14 protein-coding genes and 1 pseudogene are annotated in these 15,079 nt (G+C 55.1%); 9 read left to right on the top strand and 6 right to left on the bottom strand.

What is annotated here, in order from left to right; all coding sequences use genetic code 11:
- Nucleotides 1-3: 3 nt before the first annotated feature.
- Nucleotides 4-1,467 (top strand): preprotein translocase subunit SecY, encoded by a 1,464-nt coding sequence (secY, locus tag ACNO8S_RS10285; RefSeq protein ID WP_014040867.1) that lies wholly within the window; start codon nucleotides 4-6, stop codon nucleotides 1,465-1,467.
- A gap of 860 nt (nucleotides 1,468-2,327) precedes the next feature.
- Here secY and ACNO8S_RS10280 read toward each other — a convergent pair.
- Nucleotides 2,328-3,467: a glycosyltransferase gene (locus ACNO8S_RS10280; protein ID WP_420181873.1), complete on the bottom strand. Its 1,140-nt coding sequence runs from the start codon at nucleotides 3,465-3,467 to the stop codon at nucleotides 2,328-2,330.
- Nucleotides 3,468-3,735: 268 nt separating this feature from the next.
- Here ACNO8S_RS10280 and ACNO8S_RS10275 point away from each other — a divergent pair, with 268 nt between their 5' ends.
- Both ACNO8S_RS10275 and ACNO8S_RS10270 read left to right on the top strand, forming a co-directional pair.
- Nucleotides 3,736-4,887 (top strand): glycosyltransferase family 4 protein, encoded by a 1,152-nt coding sequence (locus ACNO8S_RS10275; protein WP_191907470.1) that lies wholly within the window; start codon nucleotides 3,736-3,738, stop codon nucleotides 4,885-4,887.
- Nucleotides 4,884-5,831, top strand: a complete 948-nt coding sequence (locus ACNO8S_RS10270) for a polysaccharide deacetylase family protein (protein WP_151145623.1) — start codon at nucleotides 4,884-4,886, stop codon at nucleotides 5,829-5,831. The genes ACNO8S_RS10275 and ACNO8S_RS10270 overlap by 4 nt, the downstream gene beginning before the upstream one ends.
- Here the strand turns inward: ACNO8S_RS10270 and ACNO8S_RS10265 are convergent.
- Nucleotides 5,815-6,867 (bottom strand): glycosyltransferase family 4 protein, encoded by a 1,053-nt coding sequence (locus ACNO8S_RS10265; protein WP_151145628.1) that lies wholly within the window; start codon nucleotides 6,865-6,867, stop codon nucleotides 5,815-5,817. The genes ACNO8S_RS10270 and ACNO8S_RS10265 overlap by 17 nt on opposite strands.
- A 348-nt stretch (nucleotides 6,868-7,215) precedes the next feature.
- On the opposite strand from ACNO8S_RS10265, the gene ACNO8S_RS10260 reads away from it, so the two are divergent.
- The 3 genes from ACNO8S_RS10260 to ACNO8S_RS10250 all read left to right on the top strand — a co-directional run bounded on the left by ACNO8S_RS10260 (nucleotide 7,216) and on the right by ACNO8S_RS10250 (nucleotide 9,960).
- Nucleotides 7,216-8,076: a class I SAM-dependent methyltransferase gene (locus ACNO8S_RS10260; RefSeq protein WP_151145630.1), complete on the top strand. Its 861-nt coding sequence runs from the start codon at nucleotides 7,216-7,218 to the stop codon at nucleotides 8,074-8,076.
- Between the two features lie 528 nt (nucleotides 8,077-8,604).
- On the top strand, nucleotides 8,605-9,711 hold the full coding sequence (locus ACNO8S_RS10255) for an O-antigen ligase family protein (RefSeq protein ID WP_151145633.1): 1,107 nt from the start codon (nucleotides 8,605-8,607) through the stop codon (nucleotides 9,709-9,711).
- A gap of 66 nt (nucleotides 9,712-9,777) precedes the next feature.
- Nucleotides 9,778-9,960 carry a hypothetical protein gene (locus tag ACNO8S_RS10250; RefSeq protein ID WP_151145636.1) on the top strand — a complete coding sequence of 61 codons (183 nt, stop codon included), beginning with the start codon at nucleotides 9,778-9,780 and terminating at the stop codon, nucleotides 9,958-9,960.
- Here ACNO8S_RS10250 and ACNO8S_RS10245 read toward each other — a convergent pair.
- The 3 genes from ACNO8S_RS10245 to ACNO8S_RS10235 are packed head-to-tail and all read right to left on the bottom strand — an operon-like array spanning nucleotide 9,957 to nucleotide 13,603.
- Entirely contained in the window at nucleotides 9,957-11,495 is a 1,539-nt protein-coding gene (locus ACNO8S_RS10245) for an alkaline phosphatase family protein (protein ID WP_151145639.1), read from the bottom strand. The genes ACNO8S_RS10250 and ACNO8S_RS10245 overlap by 4 nt on opposite strands.
- A gap of 32 nt (nucleotides 11,496-11,527) precedes the next feature.
- Nucleotides 11,528-12,433: a polysaccharide deacetylase family protein gene (locus ACNO8S_RS10240; RefSeq protein WP_151145643.1), complete on the bottom strand. Its 906-nt coding sequence runs from the start codon at nucleotides 12,431-12,433 to the stop codon at nucleotides 11,528-11,530.
- Nucleotides 12,434-13,603, bottom strand: a complete 1,170-nt coding sequence (locus tag ACNO8S_RS10235; RefSeq protein ID WP_151145646.1) for a glycosyltransferase — start codon at nucleotides 13,601-13,603, stop codon at nucleotides 12,434-12,436.
- A gap of 165 nt (nucleotides 13,604-13,768) precedes the next feature.
- Here ACNO8S_RS10235 and ACNO8S_RS10230 point away from each other — a divergent pair, with 165 nt between their 5' ends.
- Nucleotides 13,769-13,873, top strand: a complete 105-nt coding sequence (locus ACNO8S_RS10230) for a sulfatase-like hydrolase/transferase (RefSeq protein WP_420181872.1) — start codon at nucleotides 13,769-13,771, stop codon at nucleotides 13,871-13,873.
- Between the two features lie 74 nt (nucleotides 13,874-13,947).
- Here the strand turns inward: ACNO8S_RS10230 and ACNO8S_RS10225 are convergent, their stop codons facing one another.
- Nucleotides 13,948-14,295, bottom strand: a complete 348-nt coding sequence (locus tag ACNO8S_RS10225; RefSeq protein ID WP_420182798.1) for a hypothetical protein — start codon at nucleotides 14,293-14,295, stop codon at nucleotides 13,948-13,950.
- Here ACNO8S_RS10225 and ACNO8S_RS10220 point away from each other — a divergent pair.
- Both ACNO8S_RS10220 and ACNO8S_RS10215 read left to right on the top strand, forming a co-directional pair.
- Nucleotides 14,235-14,591: pseudogene (locus ACNO8S_RS10220) on the top strand (sulfatase-like hydrolase/transferase); the annotation flags it as partial. The gene ACNO8S_RS10225 and the pseudogene ACNO8S_RS10220 overlap by 61 nt on opposite strands.
- 129 nt (nucleotides 14,592-14,720) lie before the next feature.
- The gene (locus tag ACNO8S_RS10215; RefSeq protein WP_420182797.1) at nucleotides 14,721-15,077 is read left to right on the top strand and encodes a hypothetical protein; all 357 of its coding nucleotides are present in this window, start codon (nucleotides 14,721-14,723) and stop codon (nucleotides 15,075-15,077) included.
- Nucleotides 15,078-15,079: the final 2 nt, after the last annotated feature.

Below are 15,079 nucleotides of genomic sequence, written 5' to 3'. Positions count from 1 at the left end.
ACGATGAGCTGGAAGGACACCGCCGAACCACTGCTTGTCCGGATGCCCGCAGTCCAGCGGCCGGACGGACACGTTCCGTTCAAGCGCAAGCTCACCTGGACAGGAGGCGTGCTCCTGCTGTATTTCTTCCTGACGAACGTGAAGCTGTTCGGGCTGGACATCGACGCCAGTCAACAGGTGTTCGGGCGCTTCTCCTCGATTCTGGCCTCTGGCCAGGGGAGCATCATGCAGCTGGGTATCGGTCCGATCGTTACGGCGTCCATCGTGTTACAGCTCCTCGGTGGGGCGGACCTGCTCGGGCTGAACACCCAAGACGACCCGCGAGACCAGATCCTCTATCAGGGGCTCCAGAAGCTGCTGGTACTCGTGATGATCTGTCTTACCGGGCTCCCGATGGTGTTTGCCGGCGGCTTCCTCCCGGCTGACACGGCGGTCGCGAACTCACTGGGTATCGGTACGGCCGGTGTCCAGTGGCTCATCTTCGCCCAGATGTTCGTCGGCGGTGTCCTCATCCTGTTCATGGACGAGGTCATCTCCAAATGGGGCGTCGGCTCCGGTATCGGCCTGTTCATTGTCGCCGGCGTGAGCCAGCGACTCATCGGTGGCATCCTGACGACGCCGTTTATCGGCAACAACGAAGGGATAATCTACACCTGGTACCTGTTCATCACCGGCGAGCGCGGCACCGGGCCAGTGCTGGCTGCTGATGGCCTCCAGACCGTGTTGCTGCAGGGCGAACTGCTGGGACTGTTCACGACGGTCCTCATCTTCGCAGTGGTCGTCTACGCTGAATCGGTCCGCGTGGAGATCCCGCTGTCGAACGCCCGCGTGAAAGGAGCCCGTGGCCGCTTCCCGGTCAAGCTCATCTACGCGAGCGTCCTGCCGATGATCCTCGTCCGGGCACTGCAGGCGAACATCCAGTTCCTGGGCCGTATCCTGAACGCCCAGCTGGGTTCGATGCCAGCGTTCCTTGGCACGTACGCCAACGGCCAGCCGACCGGCGGCCTGTTCTACTTCCTCGCCCCCATCCAGAGCCGTGGCGACTGGATGTGGTGGCTGGAAGGGACTGCTCAGCCGGTCTGGCAGATCCTGACCCGCGTTGGAATCGACCTGTTCGTCATGCTGGTCGGCGGCGCAGTCTTCGCCGTGTTCTGGGTCGAAACCACCGACATGGGCCCGGAAGCAACGGCCAAGCAGATCCACAACTCCGGGATGCAGATCCCCGGCTTCCGACAGAACGTCGGCGTCATCGAAAAGGTCCTCGAGCGGTATATCCCGCAAGTGACTGTCATCGGCGGCGCCTTGGTTGGGTTGCTCGCCGTGATGGCCAACATGCTGGGTACCATCGGCGGCGTCTCCGGTACCGGGCTGCTACTGACGGTCTCCATTACGTACAAGCTGTACGAGGAGATCGCCGAAGAGCAGCTCATGGAGATGCATCCGATGATGCGCCAGATGTTTGGATAGAGCCGCGGAAGCTACCTTTCTTTATTTTATCAATACTGCTGAGCGGCTGTTTCGGCTTCATTCTTCCCGCTCAGAGAAGTAATCTTAGTTGAGTAGCACACGTGACGCCATTGATGCCGCTCGTCGCCGAAATAGCGGTTTGGCACACGTAGACCCTGTACTCGTCGACTGTGACTCACTGTAGGTCCTTATCAGTCCGCGGGCTCTCATCCTCAGAACTTAATAAAATGATTGGTTCATATGCTGAGGAATCTTGCGCTGCAGCCAGCGGTGCCCGCTCCGTGGGAGGCGATTGAAGTGAGGAGGGACAGGGGTGCTGATAACCGATGACAACGAATATGATATTCCGGACGATCTTCAAGACCCTTCGTGCTCACCGTGAAGTTATTACGCGTAATTGAGTTCGATTACAAGAGCGTGACGTGGATATTCAGCTCGTCGTTTCCTAAATAAAATCTTCCGTAATTAGCCGAATGCGTGAAGACTATGTAATGCATTAAAATGTTAATCGGCACTCCAAGTTGTCAGCTGTCTCATCGACCTCAATGGAATGGGTCGTTCAAAATGGCGATTCTGACGTAGCTCTCGAAGTGGTGCATGCTGTTATGTCTCCCAATCTCATATTCGCCGGCAAAGGACCCGCCGTTGACAGATTTGAGCAGCGAGTTCCATTCGGAACAAGTTGGCCGGGGTTGAAATACTCAGCGTCCGCTGCGTCTGAAAGCGACTTGACTGATTCTTCCAGAACCATTAGTTCATGACTGCTGTCTGCAGCCGGGTTCAAATACTTGAAATGGCAGATCGAAGGCTGTAATTAATGATTGCAAAACGTTATGCCAAAGTGTACTCGCTTAGCTCGCTCACTCCGTACCGGCGTGATTATCGAGGGTGGCCGAGATGCGATCGCGCAACTCAGAGCCGATTTGGGGCCATATGTACCGCTGCTCAACCAGTGTTCTGGCGGCGGTGCCGATAGCATGGCGTTTATCAGTGTCGGATAGTAGCTGATCGATGGCGCTGGCGAATTCCGTCGCGTTGTCTGAAATGACGATATGCTTCCCGTCCAGCGCGTTGATTCCTTCCCTTGCGAGTGGGGTAGCGACGACGGGTCGCCCCAGCGCCATCGCCTCAAGGACTTTGTTCTGGAGTCCGGCTCCGTGTCGCATCGGCGCGACGACGATGTCAGCGCGATCAAGATACTCTGCAGGGTCGTCCACGAACCCTGTTACCGTCACGCCCGGGCGTGCGTCTGCTGATGCGACTCGGTCGCTTGGATCCGTTCCAACGACTTGGAACTCGGCAGTAGGGTACTTGGACCGAATGGTCGGAAAAACTTCCTCTATAAAATACAACGCGGCGTCTTCGTTCGGGAAGTAATCCATCTTCCCGAGAAAGACAATCCTTGGATCGTTGGGTGCAGTCCTGAATTCGCTGGAGCCTCGTCCGACGAGGTCTGGCTTCACGCCATTCGGGAGGACAGAGAGCGACGGAAAAGACTGCCGACCGGTGACAAAGTCGCGGTCGGCCTCCGTGATAATGAACGAGTGGTCAAAGGAATCCGCGACGGACCGCTCGTACTCCCTGAGCCGCCGCCATTCGACCGGATAGATCGCGCGCCAAAATCCAGTCGCGTCCTTCGAGGCTTCGCGATAGGTCCGAGATATCGCGTCTACGAGGTCCGCGGTCACTGGTGGTGACTGACCGAACGCGTACTCGGTCGTCCGAACGTGGTTACAGTGGAGCAGATCGTACCTGTGCGCGTGATCGTCGAGCCAGGCATCGACCTCATCGAATCTATAATAATGCGTTTGAAGCGGCTTCGAAGAGATGAGCCCCGGTAGCGTATTAAAATAGAATTTGTAGTGTGGATAAGTGAAGAGGTGGATGGCCTCAAACTCCGATCTGAGCGCCTCGACAGCCGATTCGTCGATCGGCTCTTGATCGATGACGAGTAATTCGACATCGTGCTCCCGGGCGAGTTCACGAGCCGTGTAAAACATCCGGAGCTTCGCACCCCCAGTGAGCGGATACGGAAGCCGAGAACAAAGTACCAGAATACGAGCCAAGGTGGGAGAGACTTTGCTGGAGCGGATTATGAGGTTTGTGATAGCGATTTCTACTGGACCTCCTTTGCGACCCCTAAACGGCTGATTGTCGGGCACCGGTTCGAAACCCGGGGATGACACCCTTGCCACACTGTAAATCTCCAGTGAGAGGGACCAGTATCGCATGGACAGACATATATTTCCAAAACATCGAATCACCAGTATGCAACTCGCTGTATTTGCTGAGGACTTCTATCCCGCAATCAACGGGGGTGCGTTATTACAGTGGAGAATCTGCCAGATCGCCGCACAAGACGGGCACGACGTCACAGTGTTCACGGCGAAGACGAGCGAGACGCGATGTTTAAGCCAGGTTGATGGAGTGAAGATCCATCGACCGATGCGTGCGAAGCCAGCATCAGCAGAGGGGTATGAACCGCACGCGGTGTTGTACCGGCTCGCGTTTTCGCTGTACACGTTCTTTTATGCGTACCGCTGGTCTATTCGAAATGATGTCGACGGGATATACGTGAGCTCCCTCTCCTTACATTGGGTTGCGAAGGTGCTCTCGCGGTTCCAAGACGTTCCGGTCGTGAATTTTGTCGGTGGAACACCGTCCGCGAGATCCGAGTTCCAGTGGACGCCGAAATTTTTTCTTGAGCGTCTCAACTTCAGATTCTGGCTGGGGGACTTCGTCTACTGTCAGGCCTCCCGCGTTGCGAACGTCATCCGAACGGCGGGAAACAACGTCGAAACGACACCCGGTATCGTGAACGCAGAAGCAATCCGCGTGGCTGACGAGTCAAGCGACAGAGCAGTATTCCGACACGAATGGGGATTCGACAGCGACGACATCGTTCTCAGCTTCGTAGGCAGGCTCGTCCCTCTAAAGAACCCCGACACGGCCCTTGATATCGTCGCCGCTCTTCCCGACCGATACAAACTTGTGGTCGTCGGCGACGGACCGATGTTCGATCAGCTCGAGAATACGGTCGAACAGCGTGGGCTTTCCGACCGCATTCGCTTTACCGGGGTGTTGGAGCACGATTTGGCACTCGAAACTGTCGCAGCGACGGATGCCGTATTGCTCACGTCTGATTTCGAATCACATCCGACAGTTGTGTACGAAGGCCTCACGCTGGGGAAGCATGTGTTCGCGACGCCGGTCGGGACAATTCCAGAAACTGACTACCCACGCCTTCACGCAGGAACGGTCGACGAACTCCCTGAAATAATTCGAGAAACGGAGTGGAAACCACTCGAAACGTACGATGAGGTGGCCCTCGAAAAGTATTCTATCGAGTCATCGACGAGAGCGATACTGGAGACCATGGAATCGCTACGGACGAAGCAACAGAGTAGCGAGGTGGCGTGAGATTGACGGGAAGCGTCGTTATCAGCCTCGAAGTGGAACTCGGATGGGCAAAACATGACCTCAACGAGTATGACCACCTTAGTGAAGACCGACGCACCGAAACAAGGACGCTGAGTAGTCTCTTAGACTGGTGTGAATCTGCCGAGGTCCCCATTACGTTTGATGTCGTCGGACACCTTTTGCTTGATACGTGCGGTGGCAATCATGAGGGGCGTCCTGGTGACGGGTGGTTCGAAGCTGATCCGGGGACGGACGTGGAATCCGACCCTCTCTTCTATGCACCGGACATGATCAATGCAATCTGTTCGAGTCCGGTTCCCCACGACGTGTGCACGCACACATTTTCGCACACGCCGTGTGGAGAGGTGACATCGGAAACGGTCGACTGGGAACTGCGACGTGCTCAGGACGCCCACGACGAGTTCGGCATCCCGTGGTCGCGGGCATTCGTCCCGCCGCGTCACAGTTCAGCACCGGAGCGTGTGCTCAAACAGAACGGTATCGACACGGTTCGCACTCCCGAACCGTGTCGGCTAATCCAGATGAATGCAGGTCGGCGCCTGTATCACAACGCTTTGTCCCCTTACCAGCCGAGTGACGGACGCGTCTGTGATGGGACTGCCGTCACACCGAGCACGCCGTACATCTCGCTCGGGTGTCCGAACCTGCCAATGGGGCAGATCGATCCGCACCCCGTGTTCAGGCTGATCCCGGTCTCACTTCGAAAACGGTGGCACCTCAGACGGCTCTACCGCGGCGTCGATAGGGCAATCCGGTCGGACGCCACGCTGCACGTCTGGTCTCACCTTTGGGACCTCTCGAACGCTCACCAGCGGGACATCGTTGAGCGGTTTATCGCTTATGCTGGAGCACGACAGGAGCAGGGTGAAATCGATGTGCTGACCATGGCTGACTTCGGCCGAGCGATCAGGCAAACGAACTGAAGAATTCGACGTATCTATGGCGCAACACATCAGTTGAGAACTTTTCGACGTCATCAACCGGGAGTGACTCGAACTGCGAAACTAAATCGAGAAACTCGTCCGCCGTCGTGAACGTGTTCTCGGTAACTGATGCCACGTCACCGACGTCTCGAGCAACGACCGGTGTGCCCGAAGCGAGCGACTCAAGTAGGACTCTGGGGAGGCCCTCGGTAAGAGATGGGTGGATCAGTACATTAGCGAATGTCAAATATCTCGGGACCGCTGCTGGAGCGATTGGGCCTGTGAAAGAAACCCGATGCTCCAGCGCTGGCGGGACACCAATTGCATCTCGTTTGCTACCGATAAACACTACATGTAGGTCCGGTCGGCGAGTAAGCAGACGCGGGAGGGTCGCTTCGATAAACTTGGCCCCCTTCAAATCGGTTATTCTGCCGATTGATACGGCAATAGGCCCCTCGACACCATACGGCGACTCCGTCCCGACGTTGGAAAACCGGTCTAGATTCACCGGCGTCGGGAGTTCGGCCACCTCGCGTTCGTTCGGTCCGAGAAAGAGGGACATCAACCGATTAGTCCCGGCCGGGCCAAGAGTAACGTACTTCGTAGAGAGGGCGATGGGGAGACGTCCAAGCATGTTGTTGACCGCGAAGAATTTGATGGACTGTAGGTCGGACGCGACTCGGTATTCAAAGAACCTGTCGCCGCTGTAGCGGTATGCGAAGGGAACATCGTACAGGCTGGCGAGTGTCGCCCCGATAGTCCCATGAATCGGCGGCTGTACGACATGTGTCAGTACATCCGGACCGTGTGTACGGAGATAGGAGTGGAGGGCTCGCATCCCACCAATTCGGGTCGAATCGTACGCTGTCCCGTGGACCGAGAACAGTTCGCGTACGTCAGCGTCGAGTTCGTTGACCGCAGTACCGACGAGGTGGAGGTCTAGATCGTCGTGCATCATCAGACCGATATTCCTTGTCGTCAAGCCAACATTAAATGCGGTTGCAGATCCGATGTAGAAACAGGCGGTCGTTGACATGGTGCAGTATCGTCGGTCTAAGAATTAAATAATGATTGATCTCACTGCTGGCGTATGAGAACGCGGGAGCCCTCACTAATCAGTCAACACTGAAACACAATGATGACAGCATGCAGAGCTAGCGAGTGTGGGATTGAATTCTAACCGTTTCAGCTGTTTCGAGAATTGGCCGAATAGTGCAACAAGCGGAGAACGAACAATCCAGACCGTTGTCAAATCGGGAAGTTGTAGTCAATAGTTCTGTTCAGTTCAGCCCCTCTGCTGGAGTTTTACCGTTGGCCACCTGAATCGACCATTATCCATCAATAACGTAACGCATTTACTTGGTGGCATCAATCAGTTACGATAATGAGTGGTAGCTTAAGTGATGAAGATTTGGATATATCTTATCTCTCTAAGACAGAATTGTCTAAAAACGAAGAGGCGACGTGGGAATCTGCTGATAAAGAGAACCTCAAAGAAGTCAAAGAATGGGTTGATAAGAATAAATCTTATCGCACCCTAGAATATTTTGAACATTGGGTTGGCCCAATTGAAGGCGATATTCTCGAACTTGGCGCTGGACATTGTTGGCTATCTGGTCACTTATCTCAAATGGATAAAGTAGACCGTGTTTGTGCCGTTGAACTGTCTGAAAATTGGTTACGCTCTGTGGCACCACCGGTACTTGAGTACGTCAACGCAGATCTTAATTTAATCGATTTTTATATCGGTGATTTCCTAAACTTAGAGGGCTTTGGTGCCAACGAATTTGATATAGTGGTGTTTGATTCAGCATTTCATCACACGTACCATCCAATCGAGTTACTCCACGAGGTATCGCGCGTTGTGAAAGATGATGGTTATGTCCTGCTTCAACGCGAACCGACGCTTTACCCCCTCCTGAGTCCGAACCGATTACTAGGGCCGTGGTCGATCACGCTGGATAACAACATTCCTCGCGAGGAACGGCAGGCGGAGACGCCGGAACAAAACGAATTGATCTATTCAGTGGAAGAATATGAATTATTTGCGCATATGGCGGGTCTCGAATTAGAAATATATCCTCAACTCCACGATTCAGCATCGCTCAGATCTTTGCGCCGGCCTCTTGTTGAGTATTTAGGGAAACAGCCGCAGGAAATTAAAAAATCAATTGGTATGCGCATGCATACCCGTTGGTTCATAGTACTCCAATCAAAAGACCTGCCACTGGATGACCGCGTTTAATTAAGCATTTTGGATATTTGCCTATACTGATTTCGACCGTTTCGCGCTCAGTTTGAGTGAAATTGTTTGAGAGCGAAAGTTACCGTCGTTTTATTTACCGACAGAAGCATCTAACGGCATTCCAATATCTATATACCTTCTATGCCGGAATATAAGGCCGTGACGGCCGAGCGCGGTTCGGAATTATCAGTTATACCAGCAATAAACAGTGTGTTTTCATTATCAGTTCTCTACCCCAATCTTCGTTGAATTAAATACAATTTTAATCGATGTTTCTACAGAACCCAACAAATGATACAGCTATCAAACAGGCCAATTTGTCAGTGATATCAAAACGTTCATGTGACCCTCTGACTCAAGAAAAATAAGACCAACACGATGGAAACGTCGAAGAAGACTGAGTTATTTACTGAAGATTTCGACACAGTAGATCTTCTGGTGCTGTGTATGGTTTTCTCTCTCCCATTCGCCGGGTACGCGATTCCGACTGGTATAGTATTTGTCAGCCCCACAAACATTCTTATCCTAATGACAATCACAGCCCTCACAATTCGACAACTGCTGCGGGCAGAAATTTCGCGGCTCTCGTTGCTTTATTTGGTTGTCATCCTATTTATCACATTTCTATTGTATAATGTTCTCGTGCAAGCCATCAACGGTGGCTCATATCGCCGGATCATAACACAGGTGGGGTACCTCATGCTGGTTGTCTCGCTGCTCCTGTACGTCGACTCCTGGAAGCGGCTACATACTGTTCTATCGGCAGTTTTTCTCTCTAGTCTGGCCATTAGTGTTATTGGTATCGTGAGTTCGCTTACGGGGGTTTTCTTCGGTGGCGAGTTCCTGCCGTCGCGGTCGATTGCTTCCTACATTATTCCGTTTACGCGTACTTCGGGGATAGAGTTGTCACATGGCGAGATTGGAATGTTCACCCTTGGCTCGTTACCGTACGTTGTTTTCACATCGAAACGAAGCGGGCAATATCTCCCTTTCGTGGGCGTAGCAGTGATTCTCTTTTATGTTGTGTTTATTCTGCAGTCCCGTAGTACATGGGGAGCGCTGTTAGCGATGGTGTACGTGGCATTCTACCTGTATCCGCTGAGAAATAGCTCAGCTCGAACGCCGATAGCCCTGCTTCGACTCGCTGGAATCGTCTTGCTTCCGCTGGCCATTGCTTTCGTCTTTCACCTATTTACCGGCCTTGAGAGCGGGGGTGGATCGCTCGCTCACCGTCTCAGCCAGCTCAAAGTCTCGTATAGGCTGATATCAGAAAACATCTTAACTGGGGTCGGATGGGGAAATATTCGGCAACACTTCTTCCGAAATCGTCTCCCACATAATGCATTCCTTATAATCGGGGTTGGTGCGGGGATCCCGGCGATTGTATTTGTTATCGGTGTTATTACTACCACCTGCGGATTCCTTGTAAGATTGATATCGGGTTCGAAGTTAATCGAACACAGGCTGCTCGCGCTCGCGCTTCTAACTTCGATGACAGCCGTCGTCGTCGAAGCGAACTTCCTCGTTGGGTTTGGGAAGGCTGGATGGATGTGGGTTGGGATCGCTTTGGCATTTATTGACTTGCAGCAGCGGGCCAGTGTAACCGCTCCGCAGTATCAATCCGACGACCAATGACACGGAAGACGGAGCGAAGGGGACGATCAAAACAATATTTATTAGCAGCGGAGATATTGCACGAATATGGAGATTGATGTCGATTCGGATCTTAGAGAGAAACTTTCCGCGCGTGCCAAAAGATACGGGTTCGACTCCGGCGAAGAATACGCTTCCACCATTCTCCATATCGTCATCAGCGAGTTGGAGGGTACCGAAGCCGAGGATGACGATCTCGAGGACAGGCTGGAAGATCTTGGATACCTCTAGTAGTCGTCAAGCGAGCGAGCAATTCGTCGAATTCGCCGGATTTCTGCATCACGCTCATCTGAGTCACGATACTCGATAGGGGTGTCTGTGATGGAGCTGTCTGCAGCGAACACATCAGACCTAACCGTTCCGTCCATCGCCGTCGGGATATCCTTTCCATATAGATGTAACAGCGTCGGTGCAAGGTCGAGAATCGACATCGGGTCCACAGCTTCCGAGGTGAAGTCGGGACCACACGCTGCGAACAGGCCGCGGCGTTTGTTCTCTGCGCGCCATCCCTCATTTTCTGGGTCGGCAAATATATTGTCGTTACCGATCCCACCGCGGATATGAACGCCTTCACGCTGGTCGATGATGATATCTGGCGCTTCGTTCTCATACGGCCCCGAGTAGTACTCCTCTTTGACCAGAACATCGTTACACACCTTTTCGCCGTTCGGGCCACGCACGGCAGTGAGTTGTTCGACGATATGCGACCGAACACGATCGTACTCCGATGTCGACGGGTCCAGCAAGAGATAGACGGGCCCTTGTCCGCTCGCTAAGGCGACGCTTTCGTCCCAGTCCACCCGGTCAGTCTTTGCACCCTTGTGGACTTCGCCCTGCTCGTCCGGAACTTTTCGTTTGAGCCGCTCCGGAGCGAGTTTGAACGCGAGATTCCGAAGCCCGAGCGCGTCGACGAACTGCTCGACCCGGTTTGTCGTCAACCCAAGCCGATACATGAAATCGGAGACATCTCGCTTAAGCGTGAGGAACCCCTCCTGTTCAAGCCAGGCGTTAATGTTGAATACTGTCTCGATCTCCGTCGATCCGTGGTCGCTCATCAGAACCACGTTCCGGTCTCCTGAGCGGAGGTCGCCGATGTGCGCGTCGATTGCCCGCCAAGCCTCCAGAGTCGTCTCGTCGTCCCACAGAAAGTGGTGGAGCGTGTTGATGTAGAACGTCGTCACCTGCAGGAAATCGAGATCGCGTGTTTCGAGAAGGTGTTTTGCAACCTTGAACCGGCTGTCGATGCGATCGAGAATCTCGTCAACGGTAGCATCCGGCTTCGTCTCCATTCGATTCTTGGTGGTGACGGTGTAGTCGAATTTGTCCACAAGCTCCGCTTCTAGGGACTCCGGTGTCGAGAAGCCGGTGTTCTCGCCGTCCGGCGCACCTGCCACCACGCACGCATTGTCGACGGACTTCGGTGGGTACGTTGTTGGGACGTTGACGACGCCGACCGACGCGTCCTCCGCGATGCGTTCCCAGTACTCGGTCTGCTCGTTCTTGCGATGGGACGGGTAGTAGACGCGTCGGTTGTCGGTGTCGATGTTCTCCCACCAGAAGATCCCGAACTTACTTGGGTTCTTCCCGGTGAGATACGCCTTCCAATTCGGGGATGTGACCGGCGGGAGAACGGAGCACAGGTCTGCAGCGGTACCGTCGTCGATAATGGAAGCGATGTTGGGAAGTTTACCATCTTCGATCCACGGACGGAGCAGCTCGAAGTGCGCACCGTCGAGACCGATGACGACTGTCTGTCGCTGGCTCATTATCGTGAATTCTTGAGAGGGGGTTATCAACCCTACGACCGATCTGCGTGCACGGCGACGGCGTCAGCCATCGGACGGACAGGGACATCGATACGCTCCGCGTACTCCAGAACACGGCGCAGGTCTTCAAGCAGTGTGGGCGTGAAGTTATGTGGATGAGCCCAGAGGTGGATCACCTCGTCCCGGTCGTGGGCGCGTTCGAGTCCGCGGAGTGTCCGGGCGAGCCGGATGGGAGAATCCTTGAGAGGGCCCGGCGAGACATACGGGAAATACTGGGAAGCGGGAAGTTCCCATACCCCGGACGGATCCCGGACGGGCTGGACGGTCGGTGCCGGTCGTCTGGCGAGGTAGCGAGCGAAACGCCGGTAGCGCCCTGCAATCGCTTCGTCCCGCAGCCGATGTTCCGGGGACAGTCCGCGGAAGGCAGTGAAACCGGCGTCGGCCACGGTTCCGAGCATATCGATCTGGTTCTGCGGGAACACGAGCGAGCGGAGGTTGACGCCGAACGACGACGCGAGTTCGCGGCATCGCTTTAGTTCGGTTTTGAGCACCGCCTCGGTGCACCCACGCTGGTGACAGAGGACGTGTGAAAACGTGTGGGACCCGATCTCGTGATCGACTGGGGCGGAAACGATATTCTCGACAATGTCGCGTCCGTACCGGAGGGGATCGGCGGACTGTGACGTTCCCGGATCGGTGTCGAACCAGTCTCTTCGGGGCGGCTCGATATCCGCGTGCCGTCCGTCGCAGGCGTCTAGGAACAGGTGCCCAACGACTGCCCACGTCACCGGTGCATCGAAGGCGTCGAACAGGTCAAGTAGTGTATCGACGTTCGATCGTTCCTCCCGTCCGGCGGTGGAAAACTCCTTTTCAGCATCGATGCCGTGGAACCCCCACTGGAGTTCAGTGTCCAGTGAGATGACCAGCGAACCCGACATTCAAACCAGTTCCTCCACAGCTTCGACGACGCTCGTTTTGAATCGATCTGGCCCGTAGTTCTCGTTCGAGTCGGGCAACGACGAGCGGAGGGATGCCTGAACGTCGGGGTTTTCAAGGACGGCTTCGGCAAGCGTTACGGCATCCTCGAGGGAGTCGTAGACCAGTGCGTCTTCGCCACCCAGAATCTCGGCAGGCCCCGCCCCCGACGGAACAAACGGAATCATACCTGCGCCGACCATTTCGACGACGCTCATGCCGAACGGTTCTCGCTCCTTCCCGTGAATACCATACCGATGGGTCGTCAGAAGTTCGACAAGCGTCGCTCGCTTCACCTCGCCCTCGAGGCTGACGAAGTCCCGTTCAGCCGCCGCGTCACAGACGCTGTCGGCGTACGAGGAATCCCCGACTGTCCCGATGACGTGTAAGTGGGTGTCGAATCCGCGGTCACGGAGTTCAGACACGATTTTGATGGTCCGAAGCGTCCGTTTCGATGGGCAGACGCGGCCGATCGTTACGAAACCGTTCTCTCGGCGGTCCCACTGAACGGGATCGAACTCGGAGAGAGTGACGGGTGGGTACACCGTCCGAATATCGACGTCGGGACCGTAGAACTCTCTGGTAAGCGATCGGGTCCAGTCAGAGTTCGTCAGCAACACGTCGTTATGAACGGACGGTGGGTTGTGTCCGGCGAGAGTGGTACAAATATGGTTGTAGATGCGCCTGACGGTACTTTTTTCACTCCGGTCAGGGTGCGATACCCGACGACCCGCGGCGAGCAACGCTAACCGTGGCGTGTGAACGTACTGGAGCGTCGGCTGCGGGAGCGAAACGTCGTCGCGGACGCTCACAAGGAGGTCGTACTCCGGTGCAATGGCACGGACGCGACGGATGAACAGGGACTTCGTCACTAGGTCGAAGTTATTTCCGCTCACGGTCCCGAGTAGATTTGTGACGCGACCGGGAACGGTCGCGTCGACGTCTAGTTCCCGGTAGTTGAGGGTAAACTCGGTCCCGACCAGTTCCGTACTCAGCTCCCGCGTTCGAGGAGGAGTTGCAGTGATCAGTTCCACGTCGTGTTCGTTACGGAGAGCGTCAACGATGGTAAGACAGACTGCTTCCGCACCACCGAAGGCAGTGAGACGAGGATAGATAACGCCGATAGAAGCCATGTGTGAGCGATTCGTAGGCTAGCGGCTATTGTGAATCTACTGGTCTGCCGGACGCAGAGTCGGCATAGCATCGGTGAAAACAGTAACAGACACAGGTCGGCGCCGGAGCATGACTCGCTCAAACGATTCGATTAAGTGCGTTTGTGAAAGTTATCAGAGCAAGCAATGGACGTCATTCTGTCCGTCGTCGATTCGTTGCGGGCGGATCACGTCTCCGCCTACGGATACGATCGCGCCACGACTCCGAACCTTGATAATCTCGCCGAATAAGGGCGGCTGTTTACTCAGTGTTTCAGCCCGTCCACGTGGACTCGTCCGGTCGCTTCGTCTCTTTTAACGGGCCGTTATCCGCCGGCACACGGTTTCGAAACGCGTTCTGACAGCATACCGGGCGGGGTCCCGCTGCTTTCTTCGCCTCCGTAGGCTTCAAGACGCTCTGCGTCACCTCGATGGGCAACGTCTCGTCCGCGACAGGCTTCGACCGCGGGTTCGACGACGTAATCGAGGTGTACAAACACCCCGAAGTACTCGATCGACGGACCACGACGACGGCCGACCGTGAACTTCACGACACCGACCAGGATATACTCGCGTATCCACGGGCCGAGGACCTGAACAGTTATCTCTTCGAATGGTTCGGGGAACACGAGGACGAGGATACGTTCGTCCTCATATGGTCGATCGACCCTCACTCCCCCTACGACCCACCGGACGGGTTCTCGCGGTTCTCCGGGGAGTTCGACGGCTGGAAAGTCTCTACGACGATTGCATCAACTATTGGGACAATATGCTGGGGGAGTTACGCTCATACCTGCAATCGAACCGACGGGCCGACGATTCTATCGTCGCGGTCGTCGGTGACCACGGCGAGGCGTTCGGTGAACGCGTACTGTTCCGGAATCCGGCGCGAGGACACAACACTATCCCGCATGACGAACAGACCCACGTTCCGTTCGTTCTCAAAACCTCGTCGACGGATGGTGGTGTTCACGACGAGGTCGTGTCACTGATCGACGTTCCATATACGCTTCTTCGAGCAGCAGACGTTGATCCTGAATTCCTCAGCGGACAAGGATCGGTTGTCTGGGAGCCGGGAGTCGTGTCTGGACATGAGTTCGTGTTCAGTAGAACCCAGAGCCGACGGCGCGGGCCAGCCTTCACCAGCGTCCGTTCTACGGACAGGAAGCTCATCTCTATCGATCCACCAGACTGGTCCTTCGAGAACCTCAAAAATCATCTGCGAGAGATGATCGGATATAGACTCCTTGTTGACGATGAGATGCTCTATCACGTCGACGAGGACCCACGGGAGACGGAGAACAGGATCAGTGAGGACACCGAAACCGCCAGCGAATTGCGGGCGGAACTCGGCTTGTGGTACCAGGAGTGTCGCCAGTTGCGGGCCGACCAGTCGAACGAGTTCCAGAACGGAGTAGAAACGGAACAGCTAGAGGCGCTTGGATACAAGATGTGAGC

It is taken from the genome of Haloarcula sp. KBTZ06, assembly GCF_048595605.1.
Classification (GTDB): Archaea; Halobacteriota; Halobacteria; order Halobacteriales; family Haloarculaceae; genus Haloarcula; species Haloarcula hispanica.
The sequence above is the reverse complement of the archived record's forward strand: the minus strand, read 5'-3'. Positions and strand labels throughout refer to the sequence as shown.